The sequence below is a fragment of the Methylobacterium carpenticola genome, assembly GCF_042748905.1.
In the GTDB taxonomy this organism is placed as follows: domain Bacteria; phylum Pseudomonadota; class Alphaproteobacteria; order Rhizobiales; family Beijerinckiaceae; genus Methylobacterium; species Methylobacterium carpenticola.
In genome coordinates this window covers 893131-914823 of record NZ_JBHZEO010000001.1, presented here as the reverse complement: position 1 = coordinate 914823, position 21693 = coordinate 893131, and the positions used below count along the sequence as shown (strand labels likewise).

General features: G+C 72.4%; 21 protein-coding genes. 13 read left to right on the top strand and 8 right to left on the bottom strand.

Annotated elements, in window-relative coordinates; genetic code table 11:
• The first annotated feature begins 86 nt into the window (after window positions 1-86).
• The gene (gene tyrS / locus ACE101_RS04335) at window positions 87-1361 is read left to right on the top strand and encodes a tyrosine--tRNA ligase (protein ID WP_379126327.1); all 1275 of its coding nucleotides are present in this window, start codon (window positions 87-89) and stop codon (window positions 1359-1361) included.
• Between the two features lie 516 nt (window positions 1362-1877).
• On the opposite strand, the gene cas2 is transcribed toward tyrS, so the two are convergent.
• From cas2 to ACE101_RS04295, 8 genes are all read right to left on the bottom strand, one after another.
• On the bottom strand, window positions 1878-2168 hold the full coding sequence (cas2, locus tag ACE101_RS04330; RefSeq protein WP_379126326.1) for a CRISPR-associated endonuclease Cas2: 291 nt from the start codon (window positions 2166-2168) through the stop codon (window positions 1878-1880).
• A 10-nt stretch (window positions 2169-2178) separates the two neighbouring features.
• A complete protein-coding gene (cas1c, locus tag ACE101_RS04325) occupies window positions 2179-3219 on the bottom strand; it encodes a type I-C CRISPR-associated endonuclease Cas1c (protein WP_379126325.1) in 1041 nt (346 codons plus the stop codon).
• A 10-nt stretch (window positions 3220-3229) separates the two neighbouring features.
• Window positions 3230-3871 (bottom strand): CRISPR-associated protein Cas4, encoded by a 642-nt coding sequence (cas4, locus tag ACE101_RS04320; RefSeq protein WP_379126324.1) that lies wholly within the window; start codon window positions 3869-3871, stop codon window positions 3230-3232.
• Window positions 3868-4842, bottom strand: coding sequence for a type I-C CRISPR-associated protein Cas7/Csd2 (gene cas7c / locus ACE101_RS04315; RefSeq protein WP_379126323.1), 975 nt, complete (start codon window positions 4840-4842; stop codon window positions 3868-3870). Before cas7c ends, cas4 begins: the two co-directional genes overlap by 4 nt.
• Window positions 4842-6602, bottom strand: a complete 1761-nt coding sequence (gene cas8c / locus ACE101_RS04310) for a type I-C CRISPR-associated protein Cas8c/Csd1 (RefSeq protein ID WP_379126322.1) — start codon at window positions 6600-6602, stop codon at window positions 4842-4844. The genes cas7c and cas8c overlap by 1 nt, the downstream gene beginning before the upstream one ends.
• Window positions 6599-7276: a type I-C CRISPR-associated protein Cas5c gene (gene cas5c, locus ACE101_RS04305; RefSeq protein WP_379126321.1), complete on the bottom strand. Its 678-nt coding sequence runs from the start codon at window positions 7274-7276 to the stop codon at window positions 6599-6601. Before cas5c ends, cas8c begins: the two co-directional genes overlap by 4 nt.
• A 177-nt stretch (window positions 7277-7453) precedes the next feature.
• Entirely contained in the window at window positions 7454-9706 is a 2253-nt protein-coding gene (locus tag ACE101_RS04300) for a CRISPR-associated endonuclease Cas3'' (RefSeq protein ID WP_379138468.1), read from the bottom strand.
• Window positions 9707-9906: 200 nt separating this feature from the next.
• Window positions 9907-10986 (bottom strand): AI-2E family transporter, encoded by a 1080-nt coding sequence (locus tag ACE101_RS04295; protein WP_379126320.1) that lies wholly within the window; start codon window positions 10984-10986, stop codon window positions 9907-9909.
• A gap of 276 nt (window positions 10987-11262) precedes the next feature.
• Here ACE101_RS04295 and ACE101_RS04290 point away from each other — a divergent pair, with 276 nt between their 5' ends.
• The 12 genes from ACE101_RS04290 (at window position 11263) to ACE101_RS04235 (ending at window position 21692) form a co-directional block, all read left to right on the top strand.
• Window positions 11263-11550 carry an acyl carrier protein gene (locus tag ACE101_RS04290; protein ID WP_012334570.1) on the top strand — a complete coding sequence of 96 codons (288 nt, stop codon included), beginning with the start codon at window positions 11263-11265 and terminating at the stop codon, window positions 11548-11550.
• A 19-nt stretch (window positions 11551-11569) separates the two neighbouring features.
• Complete coding sequence (locus ACE101_RS04285) at window positions 11570-12034, top strand: 3-hydroxyacyl-ACP dehydratase FabZ family protein (protein ID WP_379126319.1); 465 nt, start codon at window positions 11570-11572, stop codon at window positions 12032-12034.
• The gene (locus tag ACE101_RS04280) at window positions 12031-13173 is read left to right on the top strand and encodes a beta-ketoacyl-ACP synthase (protein ID WP_379126317.1); all 1143 of its coding nucleotides are present in this window, start codon (window positions 12031-12033) and stop codon (window positions 13171-13173) included. The genes ACE101_RS04285 and ACE101_RS04280 overlap by 4 nt, the downstream gene beginning before the upstream one ends.
• Window positions 13170-14444 (top strand): beta-ketoacyl-ACP synthase, encoded by a 1275-nt coding sequence (locus ACE101_RS04275; protein ID WP_379126315.1) that lies wholly within the window; start codon window positions 13170-13172, stop codon window positions 14442-14444. Before ACE101_RS04280 ends, ACE101_RS04275 begins: the two co-directional genes overlap by 4 nt.
• On the top strand, window positions 14441-15211 hold the full coding sequence (locus tag ACE101_RS04270) for an SDR family oxidoreductase (protein WP_379126314.1): 771 nt from the start codon (window positions 14441-14443) through the stop codon (window positions 15209-15211). Before ACE101_RS04275 ends, ACE101_RS04270 begins: the two co-directional genes overlap by 4 nt.
• An 87-nt stretch (window positions 15212-15298) precedes the next feature.
• Complete coding sequence (locus ACE101_RS04265; RefSeq protein ID WP_379126313.1) at window positions 15299-15580, top strand: SH3 domain-containing protein; 282 nt, start codon at window positions 15299-15301, stop codon at window positions 15578-15580.
• A 360-nt stretch (window positions 15581-15940) separates the two neighbouring features.
• The gene (locus ACE101_RS04260; protein ID WP_379126312.1) at window positions 15941-16963 is read left to right on the top strand and encodes a zinc-binding dehydrogenase; all 1023 of its coding nucleotides are present in this window, start codon (window positions 15941-15943) and stop codon (window positions 16961-16963) included.
• A 117-nt stretch (window positions 16964-17080) separates the two neighbouring features.
• The gene (locus tag ACE101_RS04255) at window positions 17081-18082 is read left to right on the top strand and encodes a lipid A biosynthesis lauroyl acyltransferase (RefSeq protein WP_379126311.1); all 1002 of its coding nucleotides are present in this window, start codon (window positions 17081-17083) and stop codon (window positions 18080-18082) included.
• 7 nt (window positions 18083-18089) lie between these two features.
• Window positions 18090-18824 carry a DUF1223 domain-containing protein gene (locus ACE101_RS04250; protein ID WP_379126310.1) on the top strand — a complete coding sequence of 245 codons (735 nt, stop codon included), beginning with the start codon at window positions 18090-18092 and terminating at the stop codon, window positions 18822-18824.
• A gap of 149 nt (window positions 18825-18973) precedes the next feature.
• Complete coding sequence (locus tag ACE101_RS04245; RefSeq protein WP_379126309.1) at window positions 18974-19447, top strand: MarR family winged helix-turn-helix transcriptional regulator; 474 nt, start codon at window positions 18974-18976, stop codon at window positions 19445-19447.
• On the top strand, window positions 19444-21489 hold the full coding sequence (locus tag ACE101_RS04240; protein ID WP_379126308.1) for an FUSC family protein: 2046 nt from the start codon (window positions 19444-19446) through the stop codon (window positions 21487-21489). Before ACE101_RS04245 ends, ACE101_RS04240 begins: the two co-directional genes overlap by 4 nt.
• Window positions 21489-21692 carry a DUF1656 domain-containing protein gene (locus tag ACE101_RS04235; RefSeq protein WP_379126307.1) on the top strand — a complete coding sequence of 68 codons (204 nt, stop codon included), beginning with the start codon at window positions 21489-21491 and terminating at the stop codon, window positions 21690-21692. Before ACE101_RS04240 ends, ACE101_RS04235 begins: the two co-directional genes overlap by 1 nt.
• Window position 21693: the final 1 nt, after the last annotated feature.

The window sequence follows — 21693 nt, the reverse complement described above, 5'->3', positions numbered from 1 at the left end:
CGACTCAAAACCGGTGACCACCTTCGCGAAACCTGCTTAGCATGGCGGTCAGGGCTTGTCCCGCCGCCTCACGAGACAGACCGCCCATGGCCGCGCCCTCCGACTTCGTGCCCCGCTCCGACTTCCTGAAGGTCCTGATCGAGCGCGGCTACGTCCACCAATGCTCCGACTTCGCGGGCGTGGACGCCGCCGCCGCCGAGGGGCGGCTCACGGCCTATGTGGGCTACGATTGCACGGCGCCCTCGCTGCATATCGGGCACCTGCTCTCGATCATGATGCTGCACTGGCTGCAGGCGACGGGCGGCAAGCCGGTGGCGCTGATGGGCGGCGGCACCACGCGGGTCGGCGACCCGTCCGGCCGCGACGAGAGCCGCAAGATCCTGACCCTCGACCAGATCGACGCCAACAAGGCGGAGATCGGCAAGACCTTCGCGCGCTTCCTCGCCTTCGGCGACGCGCCCGGCGGCGCCCTGATGGCCGACAACGCCGAGTGGCTGACGACGCTCAACTACATCGAGATGCTGCGCGACATCGGCCGCCACTTCTCGGTGAACCGGATGCTGTCGATGGACAGCGTGCGCCTGCGGCTGGAGCGCGACCAGGAGCTGTCGTTCCTGGAATTCAACTACATGATCCTGCAGGCCTACGACTTCGTGGAGCTGAACCGCCGCTACGGCGTGACGCTGCAGATGGGCGGCTCCGACCAGTGGGGCAACATCGTCACGGGCATCGATCTCGGGCGGCGCCTCGGCACGCCGCAGCTCCACGCGCTCACCTGCCCGCTGATGACCACGGCCTCGGGCGCCAAGATGGGCAAGACCGCCTCCGGCGCGGTCTGGCTCAACCCCGACATGCTCTCCCCCTGGGAGTACTGGCAGTTCTGGCGCAACACCGAGGACGCGGATGTGGGCCGCTTCCTGCGCCTGTTCACGCTGCTGCCGCTCGCCGAGACCGACCGGCTCGCCGCACTCGGCGGGGCCGAGATCAACGAGGCCAAGAAGGTGCTGGCGACGGAGGCCACGGCCCTGCTGCACGGCCGCGAGGCGGCCGAGGCCGCCGCCGAGACCGCGCGCCGGACCTTCGAGGAGGGCGCCGCCCCCGAGACGCTGCCGACGATCGAGGTGCCCCGGTCCGTCCTCGCGGCGGGCCTCGGCGTTCTCGCGGCCTTCGGCCCCGAGCACGCCAAGCTCCTGCCCTCGACCAGCGAGGCGCGCCGGCAGGTGCGCAGCGGCGGCCTCAAGGTGAACGACGCCCCGGTCACGGACGAGCGCGCCGTGCTCGGCGAGGCCGACCTGACGGCGGACGGCGTGATCAAGCTCTCCTTCGGGCGCAAGAAGCACGTGCTGCTGCGCCCCGTCTGAGGCGTCGGTCCCACGGCGCGCCCCGTGATCCCGTCTTCGACCGAAGCCCGGGCAGCGGTGGGCGAGCCGGGGCCGCGACGTGCCTCGAGGTCGATCGCGCGCCAATGATTGGAAGGCAAATCTAGCCTGCGCTATAGATCACGCTCCCGCTCCTCCCGGAGACGCGCGATGAATGGCCGGCGGCCTGCTCCTGCTCGAGGATCGGCTCTGTTGTGCCGTCTCCGCGACGGGGCATGCCTTCACGGCGGCCTACAGGCCTGAGGGAGCTACCACCGGGGCGCGATGGCGCCTCGGGTCCCAGAGGTTTCAATCCGCGCCCCTGTGAGGGAGCGACTGCCCTGGTCTAGCCGATTGACGAGAACGGCTCCATGGCCCCTGTCGCGCGAACCGCCACCGCGGCGGGCGGCCACAGCTGCGCCAGGACCGTCCCACGCCCGGAAGACCCTGATCCTGCGGCGGTATCACCGGCGCGAGCCCCCGAGGGCGGGGCCGTGCGCTGGCGGTTCGCACGGGCGCTCAGAACAGCAGCGGCCCGTCGAGATCCAGGGTCGGCTTGGCCCCGATATGCTCGACCCGCCGACGCCCCTCCGCCCCCAGCCGGTAGAAGCGCAGGCTGTCGCGCTGCGGGTCGATCGTGGCGATCAGGCGGGCCCGCAGCTCCGTCCATTGCGCGGGCTCCACCTCGCACTCGAAGACCGAGTTCTGCACCCGCTGGCCGACATCCAGGCAGGCGCGGGCGACCCGGCGCAGGCGTCGGCGCCCCTCCGCCGTCATGGTGTTTACGTCGTAGGCGACGAGCATCAGCATGGCGGACGGCTCACTTCCAGATGAAGGCCGGATAACCGTCGAGGTCGCCTCGCAGGTGCCGGGCGAGCATCTGCGCCTGGGCATGGGCGACGAGGCCGAGCGGCATCGTCTCGGCGAGGAAGGGGTGGCGCAGCTCGTCGCGCTTGCGCTCCTGCCACGCGACCAGCACCCGCTTGCGGGCATCGTCGGTGAGGCGCACGCCGCCGGCCTCCTCCACCACGAAATCCCCCGCCGCGAGCTGGCGGCGGTTGACGAGGCTGAGCGCCAGGCGGTCGGCGAGGACGGGGCGCAGCTCCTCCATGAGATCGAGGGCGAGGCTCGCCCGGCCCGGCCGGTCGGCGTGCAGGAAGCCCACCTGCGGATCGAGGCCGTGCGCCTCGGCGGCCGAGCGGCAATCGTGCCCCAGGAGCGCGTAGAGGAAGGAGAGGAGCGCGTTCATCCGGTCGAGGGGCGGCCGGCGCGAACGGCCCCCGAAGCGGAAGGCCGGATCCTCCACCCGCACCAGGGCCGGGAAAGCGGCGAAGTAGATGGCGGCCGCCTCGCCCTCCAGGCCGCGCAGGGCCTCCACCGAGGGCGCCACCAGGGTGCGGCGCGCGGCGTCGGTGAGCCGCCGCTCCGCGGCCTCCAGCTCCGCGCGGGTGGCGGGCGCGAGCGCCTCCCCGTGGTCGCGCAAGGCCCGGCGCAGCACCGCGCGCTGGTTGGCGGCCTTGGCGGCGACGATGCCGCGCACGATCGGGACCGCCCGGACGGGATCGTCGGCGGCGCGGAACTGCGCCCGCCGCAGGGCCACGTTGCCGGTGCGCCGGCCCTCGACCCGCGCGAGGAAGCGCCCGGCCGGATCGAGATGCGAGACGGTGATGCCGGCCTCCGCGCAGGCCGCGAGCAGGGCGGGCGAGGCACCGGCCCGGCCGAAGCTCACCACGCCGTCGATGACGTGGAGCGGCGCCCGGCCGCGCTCGGCACCGGCGACCTCGACCACGAGGTTGGCGCCGTCCTTGCGCAGCCACGCCTCCTCGCTGGTGACGTAGATGGTGTTGCGCATCCGGCGCATGCGGCGATCCTCACTCGGCGATCCGGTCGGCGAGCCAGCCGGCGATGGCGGGTGGCCGCTCCAGGCGCCCGGGCTGGCAGAGGTCCTGAAGCGAGCAGCGGCGGCAGCCGGGCGTCCGGCGCGGGGGCGGGGTGGTGCCGCCCGCGATCATGGCGCGGGCGCCCGCCGCGACCTCGGCCGTGAGGGCGCGCAGCTCCGCGTCGAAGGCCACGCCCTGGCGCCGCCGGGTCTCGCCGTAGAACAGCGCGCCCTCGGGGACGGGCGTGCCGAACATCTCCTCCAGGCAGATCGCCTGCGCGCAGAGCTGCACCTCGTCCGCCCGGTGGGTCTTCGGCTTGCCGCGCTTGTACTCGACGGGCACCGGCCGCGGCGTCCTGCCCCGGAACTCCACCGCATCGGCCCGCCCGGCGACGCCGAGGGCGAGCGAGCGCAGGGCCAGCCCCCGCGCCACCCGGACACCCGCCCGCCCCTCGGTCCCGCCCGCATCGACCCGCTCGTGCAGGATCCTCCCCTCGGCGGTCGCCACATCCTCCGCCCACAGATCCTCCAGATGGATCAGGGCACATTGCCGGGGACAGAACAGGAAGTGCTGGAGGGCCGAGAGCGGGATCAGGGTGTCTTCGAGGGCGGGATCCGGCGGCGCGGCGCTCATCGCTCCACGACCTCGACCCCCTCCGGCAGCCCCTCACTGTCGATGGTGACCGCGTAATCGGCGAAACTGCGTGGCGCGGACGCGTTGTCGAGCGCCTCCGCGCCGATCTCGTGCTGCGATCCCTTGTGCACGCGCCACGTCTTCACGCGGTCGAACAGCGCGTGAGCCGGCGCATTGCCGAGGGCCGAGTCGTGCCGGAACACGATGAGCTTGCGCGTCGCCATCTCGCCGCGGGCCGCCGAGCGGTCATGGTCGAACATGGCGGTGAGCGCCTCGAACAGGAGATCGAGATCGTCCTCGGAGAACCCCGTGCCCTTGACCGGGTGCGAGGCGAGCGGGGCCGAAACGAAGCCGTGGGCGCGGTAGAGACCATAGGGCACGATGTGCTTGCGGCCCATGGTGCGCTTGTCGCCGCGCTTCTCGTCGTCCTCCCCCTCGCGCCGCTCGTCCTTCTCCTTCTCGGTGGTCACCGCCATGCGGGTGATCGAGACTTCGAGAGGCAGGATCGGCTCGACGGAGCGCGCGAAGGCGATCTGCACCGGGCCGCGCACCTGGCCCGCATTGATCCCGGTCGACAGCACGCCGCCGAAGGCGCGGATGTCGAAGAAGTTGTCGCACATGAACTGGCGCAGGCGCTGCGCCTCCTCGTCGGTCTTCGGCGTCAGCTTCTTGGCCTTCTTGGCGTCCGGATCGTCCGGCCGCAGGCGCAGATAGGCCTCGCGGTGCTTCTCGTTGAGGATCGCGCCCTCGGTCACGTAGATGCGCTGCCCGACCGCATCCGCCTGCGTCAGCTCGACGAAGTTGCGGATCTTGCGCTTGAGGCAGACGTCGCTGACGAGGCCGTGGCCGGTCTCGGGGTCCATGCGCGGCATGTTGCCGGCGTCGGGATCCCCGTTCGGGTTGCCGTTGGTGACGTCGAAGAACAGCACGAACTCGTGGCGCCGGGTCAGCGGCTTCGCTCGGGTGGTCATCAGGCCTCGTCCCCCTTGGTCTCGGTCTCGTCCGCCTTCGTCGGGCGGGTGGCGCGCTCGTGGTAGTAGCCGACGGCGAAGCGGCCCTGGTCCTCGAGCTTCAGCGTCTTCGGAAGGTCGGCGGGAAGCCTCTTCATGATCTCCTGCACCTTCGGCTGGATCCAGCCGCCGCGCCCGCGCTTGCGGGCATCCGAGATGTGGGTGTTGAGGCCCCGCAGAAGCGGGCCGAAGACCCGGGCCGGCGTCGCGGAGGCCGCCCCGTAATAGCGATCGGCGATCGAGGCGTTGACGCTGAGGAGCGCGGTGTATTGCGCCTGCTCCAACACCGCGAAGAGCCTACCGAGCTGGTAGGCTGTGCTGGGATGGTCGGGGTCGAGCGCCACGGGAAGCATCTCCTTGAAAGGCTGGCGGCTGAGGTGGGCCTTGATCACGGCGGCGTGCCAGCCGGACGTCGGGTCGTCGCCGGCCCGCAGGCGGATCAGCGCCGCGGCGAGCAGCGTGCGCGGATAGGGCGTGCCCGCGAGGACCGCGCGGGTCATCTCGCCCGCGAGCAAGGGCGGGACGTTGTCGAATTTCTCCTGCAGCGCGGTGGTCTTCGCCAGGAGCCATCGCAGCGAGGGCGGGCTCTTCCAGCCACGGGGCGCCGGCTTCAGCTCCAGCGCCTGGTAATGACGGCCGAGCTGCCGGGCGAAGGCATCGATCGAATCCTCCAGCCAGTAGCGCACCGCGAGCCGCGCGGCGTTCGGGGCGAGGCCGAGCACGTGGAAGCGCGTGCCCGGCACGACGCCAACCCCCAGCTCTGCGACCGGCTTCAGCTCCGCCACCTTCTTCAGGGCGTCGTGGAGTTTGACCGCCTCCTGGCTGTCGTCCTTCCCTTCGGATGGCGGATCGACGACGCCGCCGAACAGCCACTCGGCGGCGGCGGCCGCCTTCTCGTCGATGCTGTTCGCCGTATCCGCCCAGAACACCACCGTGGTGTCCCCGAGGGGACGGCGCAGGCGGTTCGCGCTCGCGCGGTCGAGCATCCGGTTGAGCGCCGCGCCGTAGCGGAAGGCCGCCGCCTCGGAGGTCGGCGCATTCGCCCCCTGCTCCTTGCCGTAGGAGGCAAAGGCGTCGAGGTTGAACGAGACCAGGGACGCGCCCGAGGATTGCGCGCCCTCGACCCCCTTGATGGTGGCGTGCAAGCGCTGCACGGGCGCACGCCGGCCGGTCACGAGGCAGATCTCGCCCGCCTCCTCCCCCGCCTCCGCGGCGAGGAGGCGTTTGGCGGCCTCCCGCTGATGGATGAAGCGCAGCTCGGAGGCGAGGCGGAACACGATGTTGGTGTCCAGCATCTCGGGGCTGAACGGCGGCGCGTCGAAGGCCGCCGGGTCCCAGGCATCGAGGAACCGCGCCAGGGCGACGAGCCCGAGATCGTCGCTGCCCGCGAGCAGGTCACGATGCAGGGCCTTGAAGGCGGCGTGCTCCTCGGCGGTGCGGCGGCCCTCCCCGGCCGTCCGCCCGAGGACGTAGGAGGTCTTGTCCCAGAGCCGGTTCGGCAGGATGCCGGCGGTGCGCTTCACCGCGGCCGGCACCTCGTGCAGGACGGGGACGCGCTTACGGCCGCTCGCAACGCGCAGGTCCATGACGTCGCGCACCTCGCCCTCCGGCGAGAGCACGATCGCGAAGCTGATCTTCTCGCGGGAGAAGCCCGGGGCCTCCGCCTCACCCCGCGCCGCCATCCGGTCGTAGTAGCGGTCGAGGGATTGCAGGATGGTCACGCGGCCACCCCCTCGCGCAGGCATTCCTGCACGTCGAGCACGCCGCGGACGAGGCGCGCACGGAAGAAGCGCGCCGCCCGGTCGTTCGCGAAATCGATGTCGTGCAGCATCCAGCCGAGGTCGCGGTCGCGCTGATCAGCCGGAAGCGCGCTCGCCGGCAGAGGGGCGTCCTGCGGCACCAGCGTGAACTCCGCCGGAAATTCGCGGGTGCCGAGACAGGGCCGGTGGAAGCACTGGCCGGCGGCAGCGCGCCGGTTGAACATGCTCGCGTACTTGGCCGGTGTGTCCTCGGGGCCAGCCTTGTCGGTCAGCTCGAAATGCGCGTGGATCTCATAGGCCACGTCCACCAGGAGCATCGTGGCCCGCTGCTGCCGGTTGTCCTCGACGACGAGGCCGAGCCCCGCCACCGAGCCCGCCCGCATCGCGCGCTCCGCTGTGACGGCGGGCATCTTCGCCCCCACCTCGTTGCGCCGAAAGGACTGAAACCGGACCGGCTTCAGCACGTGGATGCGATCGACGACCCAGCGTATCTGCGGCTTCCAGAGGATCGCTTCGAGTATTCCCCGCGCCGCCGAGGGCGTGATCACGTCATAGGAGACGCGCTCGACCTTCATCTCTGGCCGCGTGAAGCAGGCACGATCGCCCCAAACCTTCAGCCGGACACCATATGCCATGATCGCTCCCGATCTTCACGTCGATCTAGCAACGATTGCAAACGCTGGTAAAGGATAAAATTTTCAGTTGAGAACCCACGATGCGACACCATTGCGCCGCAAGACCTGCTAGTCTGGGCGGCACTGCCGCATATGGGCGCCCCATCCTGGGAGACCCGCACGAGGCGACAGGTCCGGTCAGCCTATGACATTGCTGTCCGCCGACCGCGCCATCCCGCCGTCGAGCCGGATGCCCATTCGCGGGTCGTAATGGTCACCAAGCTCTTGGAAGCGCAGGACAGCATCACCGAGGCCCGGATGAACCTGACGCAGGATTCCGGTCTTCAGCCATGCATCGCGTTGAGGCTTCGGGATCGAGACCGTGTAGGACTGAAGCCGCCGGAGATCATCGGCGAGCGGGCGGTCCATGGAACCGATCCGCCCGAGGATCGTCTCGGCCTCGTCGTCGTCCGGCCCGGCCCGCCAAGGCACGATGGCGGTCTCCATGGCATCGGGGATCACGCGGAAGGCCTCGGCAATCGACCGAAACGGGAAGGTGAAGGCGTTCGTGCGCTCGGCGACCCGAAGGAGGATCGGGAAGACTTTGCCCTCGATCTTGGCAGCGTCGAGCGCATCGGGACCGATCCGCCAATACACCTCCCTGAAATAGCGCTGGATCGCGTCGAGGCCGAGCGGATCGTCGCTCTCTCCCATCGCCAACTTGGCCGCCTTCCAGAACTCGGCCATCTCCGCATGCCCGATGCCGCCCTCGGGCTCGAACACCACCAGCCGGCCGAGATCCGGGCGCGTGCCCTCGCGGTTGCAGCGGCCGGCGGCCTGGGCGATCGAATCGAGGCCGCCGGCGGCCCGCCAGACCTCCGGCAGGTCGATGTCCACGCCCGCCTCGATCAGGGAGGTCGAGACGATCCGGGCCGGTTTCCCGTCCTTGATCCGCGTCCGCGCCTCATCCAGCACCGCACGGCGATGGCGCGGGCACATCAGCGTGCTGAGATGGGCGGCACCGGGCTGCTCCGCGATGAGGCCGAACAGGGTCTGCGCATGCGCCCGGCCGTTGACGATACAGAGCATCTGCGGCTCGGCGGCGAAGCGGGCGGCGATCTCGGCATCCGGCACCGGCCCGGACCGGCGCTCGACCCGAACCCGCTTGAGGGCACGGGCGAGGCGTTGCGGATCGGGCGCCAGTTCGCGGTCGGGACCGATCTTGAAGCCGCCCTCGAAGCCGTCGCACTCGCGCAGGGCCGGCTGAGTCGCCGTGCAGAGCACGACGGTGGCGCCGTAATTGGTGGCCAGTTCTTCGAGCGCCGCCATGCAGGGAGCGAGGAGGTGGCGCGGCAGGCTCTGCGCCTCGTCGAGGACGATCACGCTGCGGGCGAGGTTGTGCAGCTTGCGGCAGCGCGAGGTGCGGACGGCGAACAGGCTCTCGAAGAACTGCACCGCGGTCGTCACCACGATCGGTGCATCCCAGTTCTCGGCGGCGCGCCGCAGCGCGGCGGTGGCGTCCGCTCCCCAACCCGCATCGCCACTCCGGCCCGCAACCTCCCAGTCGAAGCTGGCGTGATGCTCCAGCACGCCCGCGTCGTCCCCCAGCGCCGCGCGGAAGACCGCGGCCGTCTGCTCGATGATCGAGGTGTAGGGGATCACGTAGACGACGCGACGGAGTCCGTGCTCCTTCGCATGGTCGAGGGCGAAGGACAGCGAGGCGAGCGTCTTGCCGCCGCCGGTCGGCACGGTGAGGGTGAACAGGCCGGGCGGCAGCGCGGCCCTGCCGAGGATGTGGTCGAGCACCTCCGCCCGCAGGGCGTTGACCGGCGTCGGCTTGGCGACCGCGCGCTTTTCGGCCATGTGCGCCCGGAGCCGGTCACGAAGAACCGGGATCGGCAGGCCGAGGCCGCGTGAGACCTTCTGCTTGTAGAACCTCTCCGTCTTCAGGAAATCCGCATCGACGAGGCAGGAGAAGAGCATCCGGATCAGGAAGCTCTCGGCGAAGCCCGTGCGGCGGTTCCGTTCCAGCACGAACCGCTGCGGCGATGGCAGCGGACCCGCATGAGCCTCCCACCCATCGTAAGCGGGAATCGGGGTCGCGGCGGCATCCAGGCGCCGATCGATTCCTTCGGCGTCATCAAGACCCGCGTGGTGACCGGCGATGACGAGCGCCAGCATCCGGCCGAGCGGGTGCGGGTAGCGCGCGACCGCCACCCTGGCCCCCGCCGTCGAGTGATCCCGGCTCGGCCCTTCGCCGTGGAGGTAGGCCTGCACCTCAGCCGAGCATTTGCCGATATCGTGCAGGCATCCGGCAGCCTCCGCCAACCAGCCGCACCCGAAAACGCTCGCGAACTCTTTGGCTCCTTCGGCAACCGCCCGCGAATGATCCGAGAGCAGCTCCCAATAAGAAGGATCCTCGCCGGGCAGAGAATGGCCGTAGACGGGCATCGACATTATCCCCCACCTCCGATGATCTTATCGTTTTTCCGATGCGGCGGCCTATCCAGCACAGAGGCAGCCGCAGCGGCAAGATCACTTTATTTCTTCGCAACTGCGCCCGAAGACTGTTACACAGGCCCGAGCGGGTCAATATCGAAAACTGCGCAGACGAATCCAGAAAACTCCTTTCCACGATCGGCCAACAAGCCTCACGCCCTCTCCCCCTCCGTATAATCCCGCCACAGCAGCACCAGGGCCGCCATCACGGCCGGCCCGAGGAAGAGGCCGAGCAGTCCGAAGCTCTCGACGCCGCCGAGGATGCCGAGCAGCACCCACAGGAAGGGCAGCCGCGTCGCGCCGCCGATGAGGGCCGGGCGCACGACGTGATCGGCCAGGAAGGTCACGACGAGGCCCGCCGCCACGACCACCACCGCCGCGGCGAGGCTGCCGCCCGCCCCCGCCAGCACGGCGGCGAGACCGAACACCACCGGCGCCGCGAAGGGGATCATCGCCGCGAGCGCGGTCGCCGCCCCGAGCAGCACCGGATGCGGCACGCCCGCAAGGACGTAGACGACGCCGAGCAGGAAGCCCTCGCCGAGGCCGACCAGCACGAGGCCGTCCACGGTGCCGTGCACCGAGGCCGCCATCTGGCGGGCCACCCGCTCGCCGCGCGCCCCGAACAGCCGGCGGCAGGCGACGAGGCCCTGATGCGCCACCGCCGGGCCGTCGCGGAACAGGAAGAACAGGGTGAGCAGCGTGAACCCGAACAGCACGACCCGGTGGACGATCTGCGTGCCGAAGCTGCGCCCGAAGCCGAGCAGCGAGGCGCGGTCGAGATGGTGCAGCAGCTCCGAGGAGCCCGCCGGGCGGCTGAGATTCTGCTGCCACCACGCGGAGACCGGGGCCGCGCCGAAGGGCAGGTGCGCGACGACGTCCGGCACCGGCCAGCCCTGCTCCTCGATCCGGTGCCAGAACTGGAGCACGTCGCGGGCCTCCCGCGCCGCCTGCACGGCGACGAGGACGAGCGGCACCAGCACGACCAGGGCGACCGCCAGCGTGAACAGAGCCGGCCACAGCACGTCGTGCCCCCGCGGCGGGACCCGGCGGGCGAGGCGCGCGTAGAGCGGCCAGAGCGCGATCGCGAGGATCGCCGCCCAGACGAGGGCCGGCAGGAAGCCGCGCACGGTCCACAGCCCGAGGGCGGCGAGGCCGAGCACCAGCGCGACCCGGGCCGTCCCCTGCGAGCGGGCCGGCTCCCGGCGCACCTCCGGCGGCGTGACGCTGTCCATGGGCTCCTCCGGTGCGGGCGGGATCCTCCGCCCGGCCGTCAACGCGGAACGAAGCGGAACGGAGCCGCGGTTGCCCGCCGCTCCCCCCTCGTGTATGCGAGCCCCTCGACCGGGTCGACGGCGCGCCGCCGGCCCGATTCGGCTCGCCGGATCCGGCGGGACGTAAACCAGACAGCTCGAGGCCCTCGTCAGAGCGGTCCGTGACCAAGGGCTCGGGCGGAGCCCCGTGGGTCGCGGGGTCGAGCCGGACCTCATCACGAAAGCGGCTGCACGCCCATGTCCGATACCTTCGACCGCGTTGCCGACATCATCGCCGAGACGGCCGACATCCCGCGCGACTCGATCACGCCGGAGAGCCACGCGATCGACGATCTCGGCATCGACAGTCTCGCCTTCCTCGACATCGCCTTCGCGATCGACAAGGCCTTCGGCATCAAGCTGCCCCTCGAGCAGTGGACCCAGGAGGTCAACGAGGGCAAGGTGCCGGCCGAGCAGTACTTCGTGCTGAAGAACCTCTGCGCCCGCATCGACGGCTTGGTGGCCGAGAAGGCCGCCAAGGTCTGATCCCCGCGAGGGTGCGCGCATGCGCCTCGAATATTTCGAGATGATCGACCGGGTCGTCGCCTTCGACCGGGAGGCCGGCCGCATCGAGGCGCACGCCACGGTGCCGATGGAGAGCCCGGTCTTCGAAGGCCATTTCCCGGGCCACCCGCTGGTGCCGGGGGTGCTCCTCACCGAGACCATGGCGCAGGCCTCCGGCTATCTCATCCTCGCGCGCTCGGGGTTCAGCCACATGCCGTTCCTGATGGGCGTGGACAAGGCGCGCTTCCGCTCCTTCGTGGGGCCGGGCGCCGACCTCGCCGTGGAGGCGAGCCTGGAGCATGACGGCTCGGGCTACGCCGTCACCAAGGCGACCATCCGCGCCGAGGGCAAGCCGCTCTGCAACGCGGAATTGCGCTTCAAGACCATGCCGTTCCCCGCCGGCCTCGACGGCCCGATGCGCGACCGCGCCCGGGCCATCGGCCTCCTCGACGGAGCCGCCGCGTGAGCACCCGGGAGGTCGTGATCACCGGCCTCGGGCTGGTGTCGGGCGCGGGCGAGGGCGTCGCGGCGCATCGCGCCGCCCTGGAGGCCGGCCGGCCGCCGCGCACCGACGCGGAGACCTTCGCGCCCTGGCCGGTCCACCCGGTGGCGCCCCTCTCCCTCGACGGGCAGATCCCCAAGAAGGCCGACCAGCGGCAGATGGAGCCCTGGCAGCGGCTCGGCGTCTACGCCGCCGGCCTCGCCCTCGACGCGGCCGGCCTCAAGGGCGATGCCGCGCGCAAGGGGGCCATGCACCTCATCGTGGCGGCGGGCGGCGGCGAGCGCGACTACGCGGTCGACGGCCAGATCCTCACGGGCCTGCGCGCCGCGGACGATCCGGGCGCCTTCCTGAACGAGCGGCTGCAGAACGACCTGCGCCCCACCCTGTTCCTCGCCCAGCTCTCGAACCTGCTCGCCGGCAACATCGCCATCGTGCACGGGGTGACCGGCGCCTCGCGCACCTTCATGGGCGAGGAATCGAGCGGCGTCGACGCCCTGCGCATCGCGCAGGCCCGCATCGCCGCGGGCCAGGTGGAGTGCATGCTGGTCGGCGGCTCCTACAACGCCGAGCGGGCGGACGTGCTCCTCGTCCACGAGATGGGCGGCTTCCTCCAGCGGCCGGATTACGCCCCCGTGTTCCGCCGCGAGGGGAATGGCGGCTTCATCCTCGGCAGCGGCGCCGCCTTCCTGGTGCTGGAATCCGCCGCGCACGCCGCCGCCCGCGGCGCGGCGCCGCTCGCCCGCCTCGCCGCGGTGGCGAGCGACCGCACCCGGCGCGCGCCGGGCAGCGTCACGGCGAGCCTGGCGGGACTCTGGCGGCAGGCCGGCCTGGAGGCGCCCGACGCCGTCATCTCGGGGGCCACCGGCTGCGCCGGCATCACCGGGGAGGAGGCGGCGAGCCTCGCCACCCTGGCGCCCGGCGCCCGGGTGAGCGCCCTCGGCGACCTCACCGGCCACACCCTCGAGGTCACGGCCCCGTTCGGCGCCGCGCTCGCGGCCCTGCTGGTGGCGGAGGGCGCGGCCCGCGAGGTCGCCGTCACGGCGGTCGGGCACCGCCGCGGCGAGGGCGTCATCCGCATCCTGCCCGCCGGGAGCTCCGCATGAGCCGCGCGCATCGCGACGCCAAGGGCCGGCCCCTCGTCGCCGTCACGGGCATCGGTGTCGTCACCTCCCTCGGTCAGGGCGTGGCGGAGAACTGGGCCGCCCTGACGGCGGGGCGCTCCGGCATCCACGCGATCACGCGCTTCCCCATCGAGGGCCTGCGCACCCGCATCGCCGGCACGGTCGACTTCCTCAAGGCCGAGCCGATGGTGGCGCCGGTGCTCTCCGAGCACCTCGCCGCCACCGCGGCCGAGGAGGCGATCGCGCAGGCGGGCCTGCCCGGCGACTTTCCGGGTGCGCTCTTCATCGCGGTGCCCCCCGTCGAGATGGAATGGCCGCAGCGCCAGGCCCTGGCCGAGGCGGCGGCGGTCTCCGGCGACGTCACCTACGCCGATCTGCTGCGCGCCGCCGCCACGCGCCGCTTCGACGCGTGGCACGACCTGTTCGTCTTCGGCACGGTGGCCGACCGCATCGCCGACCGCTTCGGCACCAAGGGCTCGCCGATCTCCCTCTCGACCGCCTGCTCGTCGGGCGCCACGGCGATCCAGCTCGGGGTCGAGGCGATCCGGCGCGGCGAGATGACGGCCGCCCTCTGCATCGGCACCGACGGGTCGGTGAACCCGGAATCGCTGATCCGCTTCTCGCTGCTCTCGGCGCTCTCGACGCAGAACGATCCGCCCGAGGCCGCCTCCAAGCCCTTCGCCAAGAACCGCGACGGCTTCGTGATGGGCGAGGGCGCCGCCGCCCTGGTGCTGGAGGATGCGGCGGCCGCCGAGGCCCGCGGCGCGCGCATCCTCGGCTACGTGCTCGGCTGCGGCGAGAAGGGCGACGGCTTCCACCGCACCCGCTCCAGCCCGGACGGCGCGCCGATCATCGCGGCAATCCAGGACGCCCTCGACGATGCCGGGCTGACGCCGGAGCGGATCGACACCGTGAACGCCCACGGCACCGGCACGCCCGAGAACGACAAGATGGAGGCGCTCGGCTGCCTCTCCGTCTTCGGCGAGCGCATGCGCGCGGTGCCGATCTCGTCGAACAAGTCGATGATCGGCCACACGCTGACCGCGGCGGGCGCCGTGGAGGCGGCGGTCTCGCTCCTCACCCTGGCGCATGGCCGGGTGCCGCCGACCATCAACTACGCGGTGCCGGACCCGGCGCTCCCCCTCGACGTGGTCACGCAGGCCCGCGACCTGCCGGTGCGGACGGTGCTGTCGAACTCCTTCGGCTTCGGCGGCCAGAACACCTGCCTCGTCTTCGCGGCGGAGCCGGCATGAGCGGCGCCGGGACCGGGCCGACGCGGATCCTCGTCACCGGCGGCGCCCGGGGCCTCGGCGCCGCCGTGGTGCGGGCGCTGGTGGCGGCCGGCCACGACGTGGATTTCACCGTGCGCGAATCGGGCGAGGCGGCCGGGGCCCTGGTCGCGGACCTCGCGGCGGCGCATCCGGACCGCCGCGCGCGCGCCCTGCCCCTCGACCTCGCGGACCGGGCCGCCCTCGACGCCTTCTGCGAGACGGCGGCGGAGGCCGGCTATTTCGGCCTCGTGCACAATGCCGGGCAATCCTACGACACGCTGGCGGCCATGCTCGACCAGGAGCGCGCCGAGGCGGCGATGCAGGTCAATTTCTGGTCGCTGACGCGGCTCGCCAAGGCGCTGGTGCGGCCGATGACCCGGGCCAAAGCCGGGCGGATCGTGGCGGTGGGCTCGGTGGCGGCCCTGCGGGGCAACCCGGGCAACGCGGCCTACGCGGCCACCAAGGGCGCCCTGATCGCCTATTGCCGCACGCTCGCCCTCGAATCGGCGCGGCGCGGGGTCACGGTGAACGTGGTGGCGCCGGGCTTCATCGACACCGCCATGATGGCCCCCTACGCCGCTCACCGCGCCGCCATGGAGAAGCAGATCCCGGCCGGGCGCTTCGCCGCGCCCGACGATGTCGCGGCCCTCGTCGCCTTCCTGATGGGGCCGGGCGCCGCCTACATCACCGGCACGGTGCTGCCGGTCGATGGCGGGCTCACCGCGATGATGGGCGTGCACCGCGGCTGACCGCCCGGATCCCTGATTCCGCCGTATTGACTGGGCCGAAGCGGCCTCGCGCCGGGGATCGGCGCGTGATGAAGAGGCTGATGCGCGATGCGTCGCGTCCGACTGGCATTCGTCCTCCTCGGTCTCACCGGGGGAGCGGCCTTCGCCCAATCCGAAACCTTCCGGGTCGACGACGTGCCCCCGGGCGATTCCCTGAGCATCCGCGAGGGGCCGGATGCGGCCGCCCCGGCCGTGGGGCGGGCCCCCTGGGACGCCCGCCTGCGCGGCTTCGGCTGCACCACCGACACGCCGAGCGGGCGCACGTGGTGCCGCGTCAAGTACGGCCGCATCGTCGGCTGGGCCCGGCGCCGGTTCCTGGCGCCGGAGTGATCCATCGGAAATCGCAGCCGGACGGCGCGGTGTTGCCCGCTCACGCAAGGGCCGGTAAGCCGGATGGGGTCGCGAGGCGGGAGCCGGCCATCGCAGGCTAATTGAAGCAATAAGGTCGCCCCTGCACAGGGGCGCGGATTGAAACGCTAGGCCGACCCCGATGGTGGATCCATACGAAAATAGCGGGGCGGGCTCACCCTCCGACCGTCCGGCATGAAGCTCGACATCGATCGCAGCGACATCGTTGCCGGTGGGCACTGTCAAGGCAATCTGTCAGGTGGCCGGACCGGCCCTGGCGACCCGCCTCGGCCATAATCTGCCGCCACCGGACACCTCCTCCCCCAACCCTTGAGTCGGATCATGCAAGCCCTTCAGATCTTCGGAGACCGCGACCTGCGCCTGTCGCAGGTCGAGGCGCCGCCCCCGCCCGGCCCGGGCGAGGTCGAGGTGCGGATCCGGGCGGTCGGGCTCAACTTCATCGACGTGTGGGGCTTCCGCGGCATGGCCTTCGCCAAGCGCAAGCTCCCGCTCACCGTGGGCGCGGAGGCGGCCGGCGAGGTGTCGGCGCTCGGCGAGGGCGTCGCGGGGCTCAAGGTCGGCGACGCGGTGGCGCTCTACGGCGCGCTCACCTGCGGGCGCTGCCGGGCCTGCCGCGAGGGGCGCGACAACCTCTGCGAGGAGGTCGGCGGCGTGATGGGCTTCCACATCGACGGCTTCGCCCGCGAGCGCGTCGTCATGCCGGCCCGCCTCGTGGTGCCGGTGCCGGCGGGCGTGGGCTTCGTCGAGGCCGCCTGCGCGCCCATCGCCTTCGGCACCGTGCAGCACATGCTGTTCGACAACGCCCGGCTGGAGCCCGGCGAATCGATCCTGGTGCATGCGGGCGGCTCCGGCATCGGCACCGCTGCGATCAAGATGGCGAAGGCCATCGGCTGCACGGTCTTCACCACGGTGGGCGACGACATCAAGGGCGAGAAGGCGCGGGCGCTCGGCGCCGACCACGTCATCAACTACCGCACCGAGCGCTTCGAGGGCGAGGTGCGGCGGCTGACCAAGCGCAAGGGCGTGGACGTGGTCTTCGAGCATGTGGGGCCGGACACGTGGAACGGCTCGCTCCTCTGCCTCAAGCGCGGCGGGCGGCTCGTGACCTGCGGCTCGACCTCCGGCGTCTCCACCACCATGAACCTGATGCAGCTGTTCCAGCAGCAGTACCGGATCACGGGCTCGTTCGGCTGCCGGATCGAGAATATCGGGCAATCCCTCGCCAAGATGGCTCAGGGGATCACCCCGGTGGTCGACACGGTGCTGCCGCTCTCCTCCTTCGCGGAGGGGCTGGCGCGGCTCGAATCGCGCCAGGTCTTCGGGAAGATCATCGCCACGCTGTGACGCCGCGGCCGCGGTGCTCAGCTTCTTCCGCCGCCCCCCTTGCAACCCCGTGTCGGGCCGACGACCTCACGGAACGGCGCCCGCTCCGGCGCCGCCGCCACCCCTCGCGAGATGCCCGTGCTGCGCCTGAAGCTGAGGCTGTACCGTTTCGTTTCCCGCCTCGCCGGGCTGCCGATGATCTGGCTCGTGCGCCTGCTCTTCGGCGTCGCGAGCCTGCTCGGGCCGCGGCGGGCGGGCGGCTTCGGAGCGTGGCTCGGCCGCACGCTCGGCCCGCGCCTGCCCGCGCACCGCACGGCGCTCGCCAACCTGCGCGAGACCTATCCGGACCGCTCGCCCGAGGAGATCGCCGCCATCGCGCGCGGGGCCTGGGAGAACATCGGCCGCACCGGCGCCGAATACGCGCACCTCGCCGAGATCTTCGACTACGACCCGGAAGCCGCGACGCCGGGCCGGATCGAGGTCTCGGGCATCGAGCACTTCTTCTCGCTGCGCGACGACGGCAAGCCCGGCCTGATCTTCTCGGCCCATCTCGGCAACTGGGAGTTGCCGGCGATCTGCGCCGCCCGCTTCGGCCTGGAGGCGAGCGCGGTGTTCCGGCCGCCGAACAACCCGGCCGCCAAGGAGCTCGTGCAGGAGGTGCGCCGCGCCACGATGGGCGGTCTCACCGCCGCCGGCCCCGGCGCCGCCTTCGCGATGCAGGGCGTGATCGAGCGCGGCGGCCATCTCGGCATGCTGGTGGATCAGCACTTCACCCGCGGCGTGGTGGTGGATTTCCTCGGCCGTCCGGCCCTGGTCAACCCGCTCCTCGCCAAGCTCGCCCGGCACTACGAGTGCCCGGTCCACGGCGTCCGGGTGATCCGCCTGCCCGACGACCGCTTCCGCCTCGAACTCACCCCACCCCTCGACCTGCCGCGCGACGCCTCCGGGGCGATCGACGTGCAGGGCGCCATGCAGGCGATGACGCGGGTGATCGAGGGCTGGGTGCGCGAGCATCCCGAGCAGTGGATGTGGATGCACCGGCGCTGGCGTCCCGCCCTGCTGCCGCGGGCGGCGCAGCCGGCCGCGAACCCGGCGGCTCAAGCTAACGTGACTTCCGTCAGCCCGGCCGCCGGGGCTTGATGCGGGCATGACCCGCGCGGCACCCCGTTGGCTTCTGGCCGCCCTGATTCTCGGCATCGCTGCCCCGGCCGTGGCCGGCGACGCGCCCCGGGCGGTGGTCGAACTCTTCACCAGCCAGGGCTGCTCCGCCTGCCCGCCGGCCGATCACCTCATCGGCGACCTGTCGCGCGATCCGAGTGTGATCGCGCTGAGCCTGCCCGTCACCTACTGGGACTATCTCGGCTGGAAGGACACGCTGGCCCGCACGGCCTTCACCGAGCGCCAGCGCGCCTATGCGGGCGTGCGGGGGGACCGGCAGGTCTACACGCCCCAGGCGGTGATCAACGGCGCCTCGGCGGTGGTGGGCTCCGACCGCGCCGCCCTCGAGCACACGATCCGCGATCCCGGCACCGCCGTGAGCCTGCCGGTGCCGATCCGCAGCGAGGCGGCGGCGGACCGCATCGTGATCGATGTCGGCGCCGCGCCCGAGGCGGGCCGCCGGGCGGAACTCTGGCTGCTGCCGGTGGCGCGCTCACGCGAGGTGACGATCGCGCGCGGGGAGAACCGCGGCAAGACCGTGACCTACCGCAACGTCGTGCGCGGCATGCACCACGTGGGAAGCTGGTCGGGCGTGCCCACCCGCTACGAGGTGCCGCGGACGGTGCTGCAGGCGGGCGACGCCGATTCCTACGTGCTGGTGCTGCAGGCGGAATATGGCGGGCCGGGCCGGATCCTCGGGGCGGCCAAGGGGCCGGGCCTCTGAGCGGTCCCGCCTCCGGCGGCCGAACCGCGACACAACCGCTGCGACGCTCTCCCCCGACGGCAACGCATGGCTGAGAGGATGCGCGGCAATCGCTAGCATCCTATCTATCAGCTCCTGCAACGGCCCTCTCGCCGTCGCGTTCAAGTCCCATGCGCCGCACCCTCCTCCAGAACCTCACGCTCGGCCTCCTGCGCGCCGGCCGCTCCTGGCGGCGGGCGGCGGACGCGGTGGTGACCGCCTACGGGCTCACCGAGGCCACCGCCCTGCCGCTGCTGCTCATCGGCCGGCTCGGCGGCGACCCGCGCCAGAGCGCCCTCGCGGAGGCCCTCGGCATCGAGGGGCCCACCCTGGTGCGGCTCCTCGACCAAGTGGAGGAGGCCGGCCTCGTCACCCGGCAGGAGGATCCCACCGACCGGCGCGCCAAGGTGCTGCGCCTCACCGAGGCGGGCCGGGCGCGGGTCGGGGCGATCGAGGCGGAGTTCGACCGCCTGCGCGCCCGCCTCTTCGCCGATGTGCCGGACGAGGATCTGCACGCCGCCTTGCGCGTCCTGCGGGCGCTGCGCGACGGCACCGGCGATCGCCTGGGCCCCGATCTGCCGCCTCCCGCGAGGGCCGCATCATGACCCTTCCCGGCTGGCGCGCCTGGCTCTTCGCGGGCAAGACCGCGGGCGCGGCGATCCTCGCCCTCTGGATCGCCCTCTGGATGGACCTGCCCCGGCCCTACTGGGCGATGGCGACGGTGTTCATCACCGCCCAGGCCCTGGCGGGGGCGACGCGCGCGAAGGCGGCCTACCGGGTCGGCGGGACGCTGATCGGCGTCGCCGTCGCGGTCGCGCTGGTGCCCAACCTCGTCAACGCCCCCGAGATCCTCACCGCCGCCCTCGCCCTCTGGACCGCGGGCTGCCTCTACCTCTCGCTCCTCGACCGCACGCCGCGCAGCTACCTGTTCATGCTCGCCGGCTACACGGCGGCCCTGATCGGCTTCCCGGCGGTGAGCGAACCCGGCACGATCTTCGACACCGCGGTCGCGCGGGCGGAGGAGATCACGCTCGGCATCCTCTGCGCCGCCGTGGTGTCGAGCACCGTTGTCCCGCAATCGGTGGCGCCGGTGGTGGCCCGGCGCATCGCCGACTGGCTCGCCGAGGCGGGCCACTGGACCGGCGAGGTGCTGGCCGGCGAGGCGGAGGATCCGGCGGTGCGGGCGCGCCGCCTGCGGCTCGCGGCGGATGCGGGCGAGATCGACGTGCTCGCCGCCCATCTCGCCTACGACACCTCGCGGCAGGCCGCGGCCGCGCCGTGGGTGCGCACCCTGCGGTCGCGCATGCTGCTGCTGCTGCCGGTGCTCTCCTCCCTCGCCGACCGGATCGAGGCCCTGCGCGGCCTCTCGGGGCTCACCCCCGACCTGCGCGACCTCCTGCGCTCCCTCGACGCCTGGGCGAAGGCCGGCGCCCCCGCCGGGGGGGTGGCCGACCTCACGGCGCGGATCGAGACCGCCGAGCACGGGCTGCCGCCCGATCCGACCTGGACGGCGCTGGTGCGCGCGAGCCTGCTCGACCGCCTGCGCGAACTCGTGGCCCTGTCCCGGGATTGCCGGACCCTGGAGGAGCACATCGCCCGCGGGGGCGGCCGGCTGCGGGCGCCGCTGGCCTATGGCGGCGAGTTCGCCGCCCTCCCGCCGCAGCACCGCGACCACGGCATGGCCCTGCGCTCCGCCCTCGGCCTGCTGATCACCGCGGCGGTCTGCGTCGGCCTGTGGATCGCCACCGCGTGGCCGGACGGGGCGACGGCGGCCATGATGGGCTTCGTCCTCTGCTGCCTCTTCGCGGCGCAGGACAACCCGACCCCCGCGATCCTCAGCTTCGCGCATTGGTCGGCGGTGGGCGCCGTCGCGGCCGGCCTGCTGCTGTTCGGGGTGCTGCCGCGGGTCCACGACTTCGCGATGCTGACCCTGGTGGTGGCGCCGCCGCTCCTGCTGTGCGGCCTGCTGATGGCGCATCCGCGCACCGCCGCGGCGGGCATCGCGCTCGGCGTCAACGGCAACGCCCTGCTCGCCCTGCAGGACCGCTACAATGCCGAGTTCTCGGCCTTCGTGAATTCCAGCATGGCGCTGCTCATCGGCATCTGGATCGCGGCCCTCGTCACCAGCCTCACCCGCTCGATCGGCGCCGAGCAGGGCGCGTGGCGGCTGCTGCGCGCGAGCCGGCGGGACCTCTCGCGGGCGGCGGCCCGGCGCGGGCGCGGCGACCGCGTCGCCTTCGCGGCCCTGATGATGGACCGTCTCGGGCTCCTCGTGCCCCGCATCGCCGCCGCGGCGCCCGGCAGCGCCCTGCGCCGCGTCGACACCCTGGCGGAGCTGCGGGTGGGCATGGTGCTGGTCTTCCTGCGCCGCTCCCGCCACGCCCTGCCCGCCGATCAGGTCGCCGCCCTCGACCGGGTGCTCGACGCCGTCTCGCGCCACTACCGCCGCGAGACGGGGACGGCCGACCCGGCGATGCTGGACTCCATCGACGCGGCGCTCCGCCGGATCGGGGCGCAGCCCGGGCCCGAGGGGCGGCGCGACGCCCTCCTCGGCCTCGCGGGGCTTCGCCGCGCCCTGTTCCCCGATGCGGCGCCCTACGATCCGGCGCGGGGCCGCCGCGCCGATCCGGTCCGGGAGGCCGCCTGATGCCCGATTTCGACGTCTACGGCGTCTTCCTGCCGGCCCTCCTCGTCTACGCGATCCTCGCCTTCGGGGTGAGCCTCGTGCTGCGCCGCCTCATCGCCTGGGCCGGGCTCTACCGCCTCGTCTGGCACCGGCCGCTCTTCGACCTCGCCCTGACCATCACGTGCCTCGGCGGCATCGTCGCCCTGGCCTCGCGCCTGCCTTGAG

What these genes read in the sequence shown, in the direction of transcription:
- tyrS (WP_379126327.1), top strand. Translation starts at nt 87, where the DNA reads ATGGCCGCGCCCTCCGACTTCGTGCCCCGCTCCGACTTCCTGAAGGTC.
- cas2 (WP_379126326.1), bottom strand. Translation starts at nt 2,168, where the DNA reads ATGCTGATGCTCGTCGCCTACGACGTAAACACCATGACGGCGGAGGGG.
- cas1c (WP_379126325.1), bottom strand. Translation starts at nt 3,219, where the DNA reads ATGCGCCGGATGCGCAACACCATCTACGTCACCAGCGAGGAGGCGTGG.
- cas4 (WP_379126324.1), bottom strand. Translation starts at nt 3,871, where the DNA reads ATGAGCGCCGCGCCGCCGGATCCCGCCCTCGAAGACACCCTGATCCCG.
- cas7c (WP_379126323.1), bottom strand. Translation starts at nt 4,842, where the DNA reads ATGACCACCCGAGCGAAGCCGCTGACCCGGCGCCACGAGTTCGTGCTG.
- cas5c (WP_379126321.1), bottom strand. Translation starts at nt 7,276, where the DNA reads ATGGCATATGGTGTCCGGCTGAAGGTTTGGGGCGATCGTGCCTGCTTC.
- ACE101_RS04300 (WP_379138468.1), bottom strand. Translation starts at nt 9,706, where the DNA reads ATGCCCGTCTACGGCCATTCTCTGCCCGGCGAGGATCCTTCTTATTGG.
- ACE101_RS04295 (WP_379126320.1), bottom strand. Translation starts at nt 10,986, where the DNA reads ATGGACAGCGTCACGCCGCCGGAGGTGCGCCGGGAGCCGGCCCGCTCG.
- ACE101_RS04290 (WP_012334570.1), top strand. Translation starts at nt 11,263, where the DNA reads ATGTCCGATACCTTCGACCGCGTTGCCGACATCATCGCCGAGACGGCC.
- ACE101_RS04285 (WP_379126319.1), top strand. Translation starts at nt 11,570, where the DNA reads ATGCGCCTCGAATATTTCGAGATGATCGACCGGGTCGTCGCCTTCGAC.
- ACE101_RS04275 (WP_379126315.1), top strand. Translation starts at nt 13,170, where the DNA reads ATGAGCCGCGCGCATCGCGACGCCAAGGGCCGGCCCCTCGTCGCCGTC.
- ACE101_RS04270 (WP_379126314.1), top strand. Translation starts at nt 14,441, where the DNA reads ATGAGCGGCGCCGGGACCGGGCCGACGCGGATCCTCGTCACCGGCGGC.
- ACE101_RS04265 (WP_379126313.1), top strand. Translation starts at nt 15,299, where the DNA reads ATGCGTCGCGTCCGACTGGCATTCGTCCTCCTCGGTCTCACCGGGGGA.
- ACE101_RS04260 (WP_379126312.1), top strand. Translation starts at nt 15,941, where the DNA reads ATGCAAGCCCTTCAGATCTTCGGAGACCGCGACCTGCGCCTGTCGCAG.
- ACE101_RS04250 (WP_379126310.1), top strand. Translation starts at nt 18,090, where the DNA reads ATGACCCGCGCGGCACCCCGTTGGCTTCTGGCCGCCCTGATTCTCGGC.
- ACE101_RS04245 (WP_379126309.1), top strand. Translation starts at nt 18,974, where the DNA reads ATGCGCCGCACCCTCCTCCAGAACCTCACGCTCGGCCTCCTGCGCGCC.
- ACE101_RS04240 (WP_379126308.1), top strand. Translation starts at nt 19,444, where the DNA reads ATGACCCTTCCCGGCTGGCGCGCCTGGCTCTTCGCGGGCAAGACCGCG.
- ACE101_RS04235 (WP_379126307.1), top strand. Translation starts at nt 21,489, where the DNA reads ATGCCCGATTTCGACGTCTACGGCGTCTTCCTGCCGGCCCTCCTCGTC.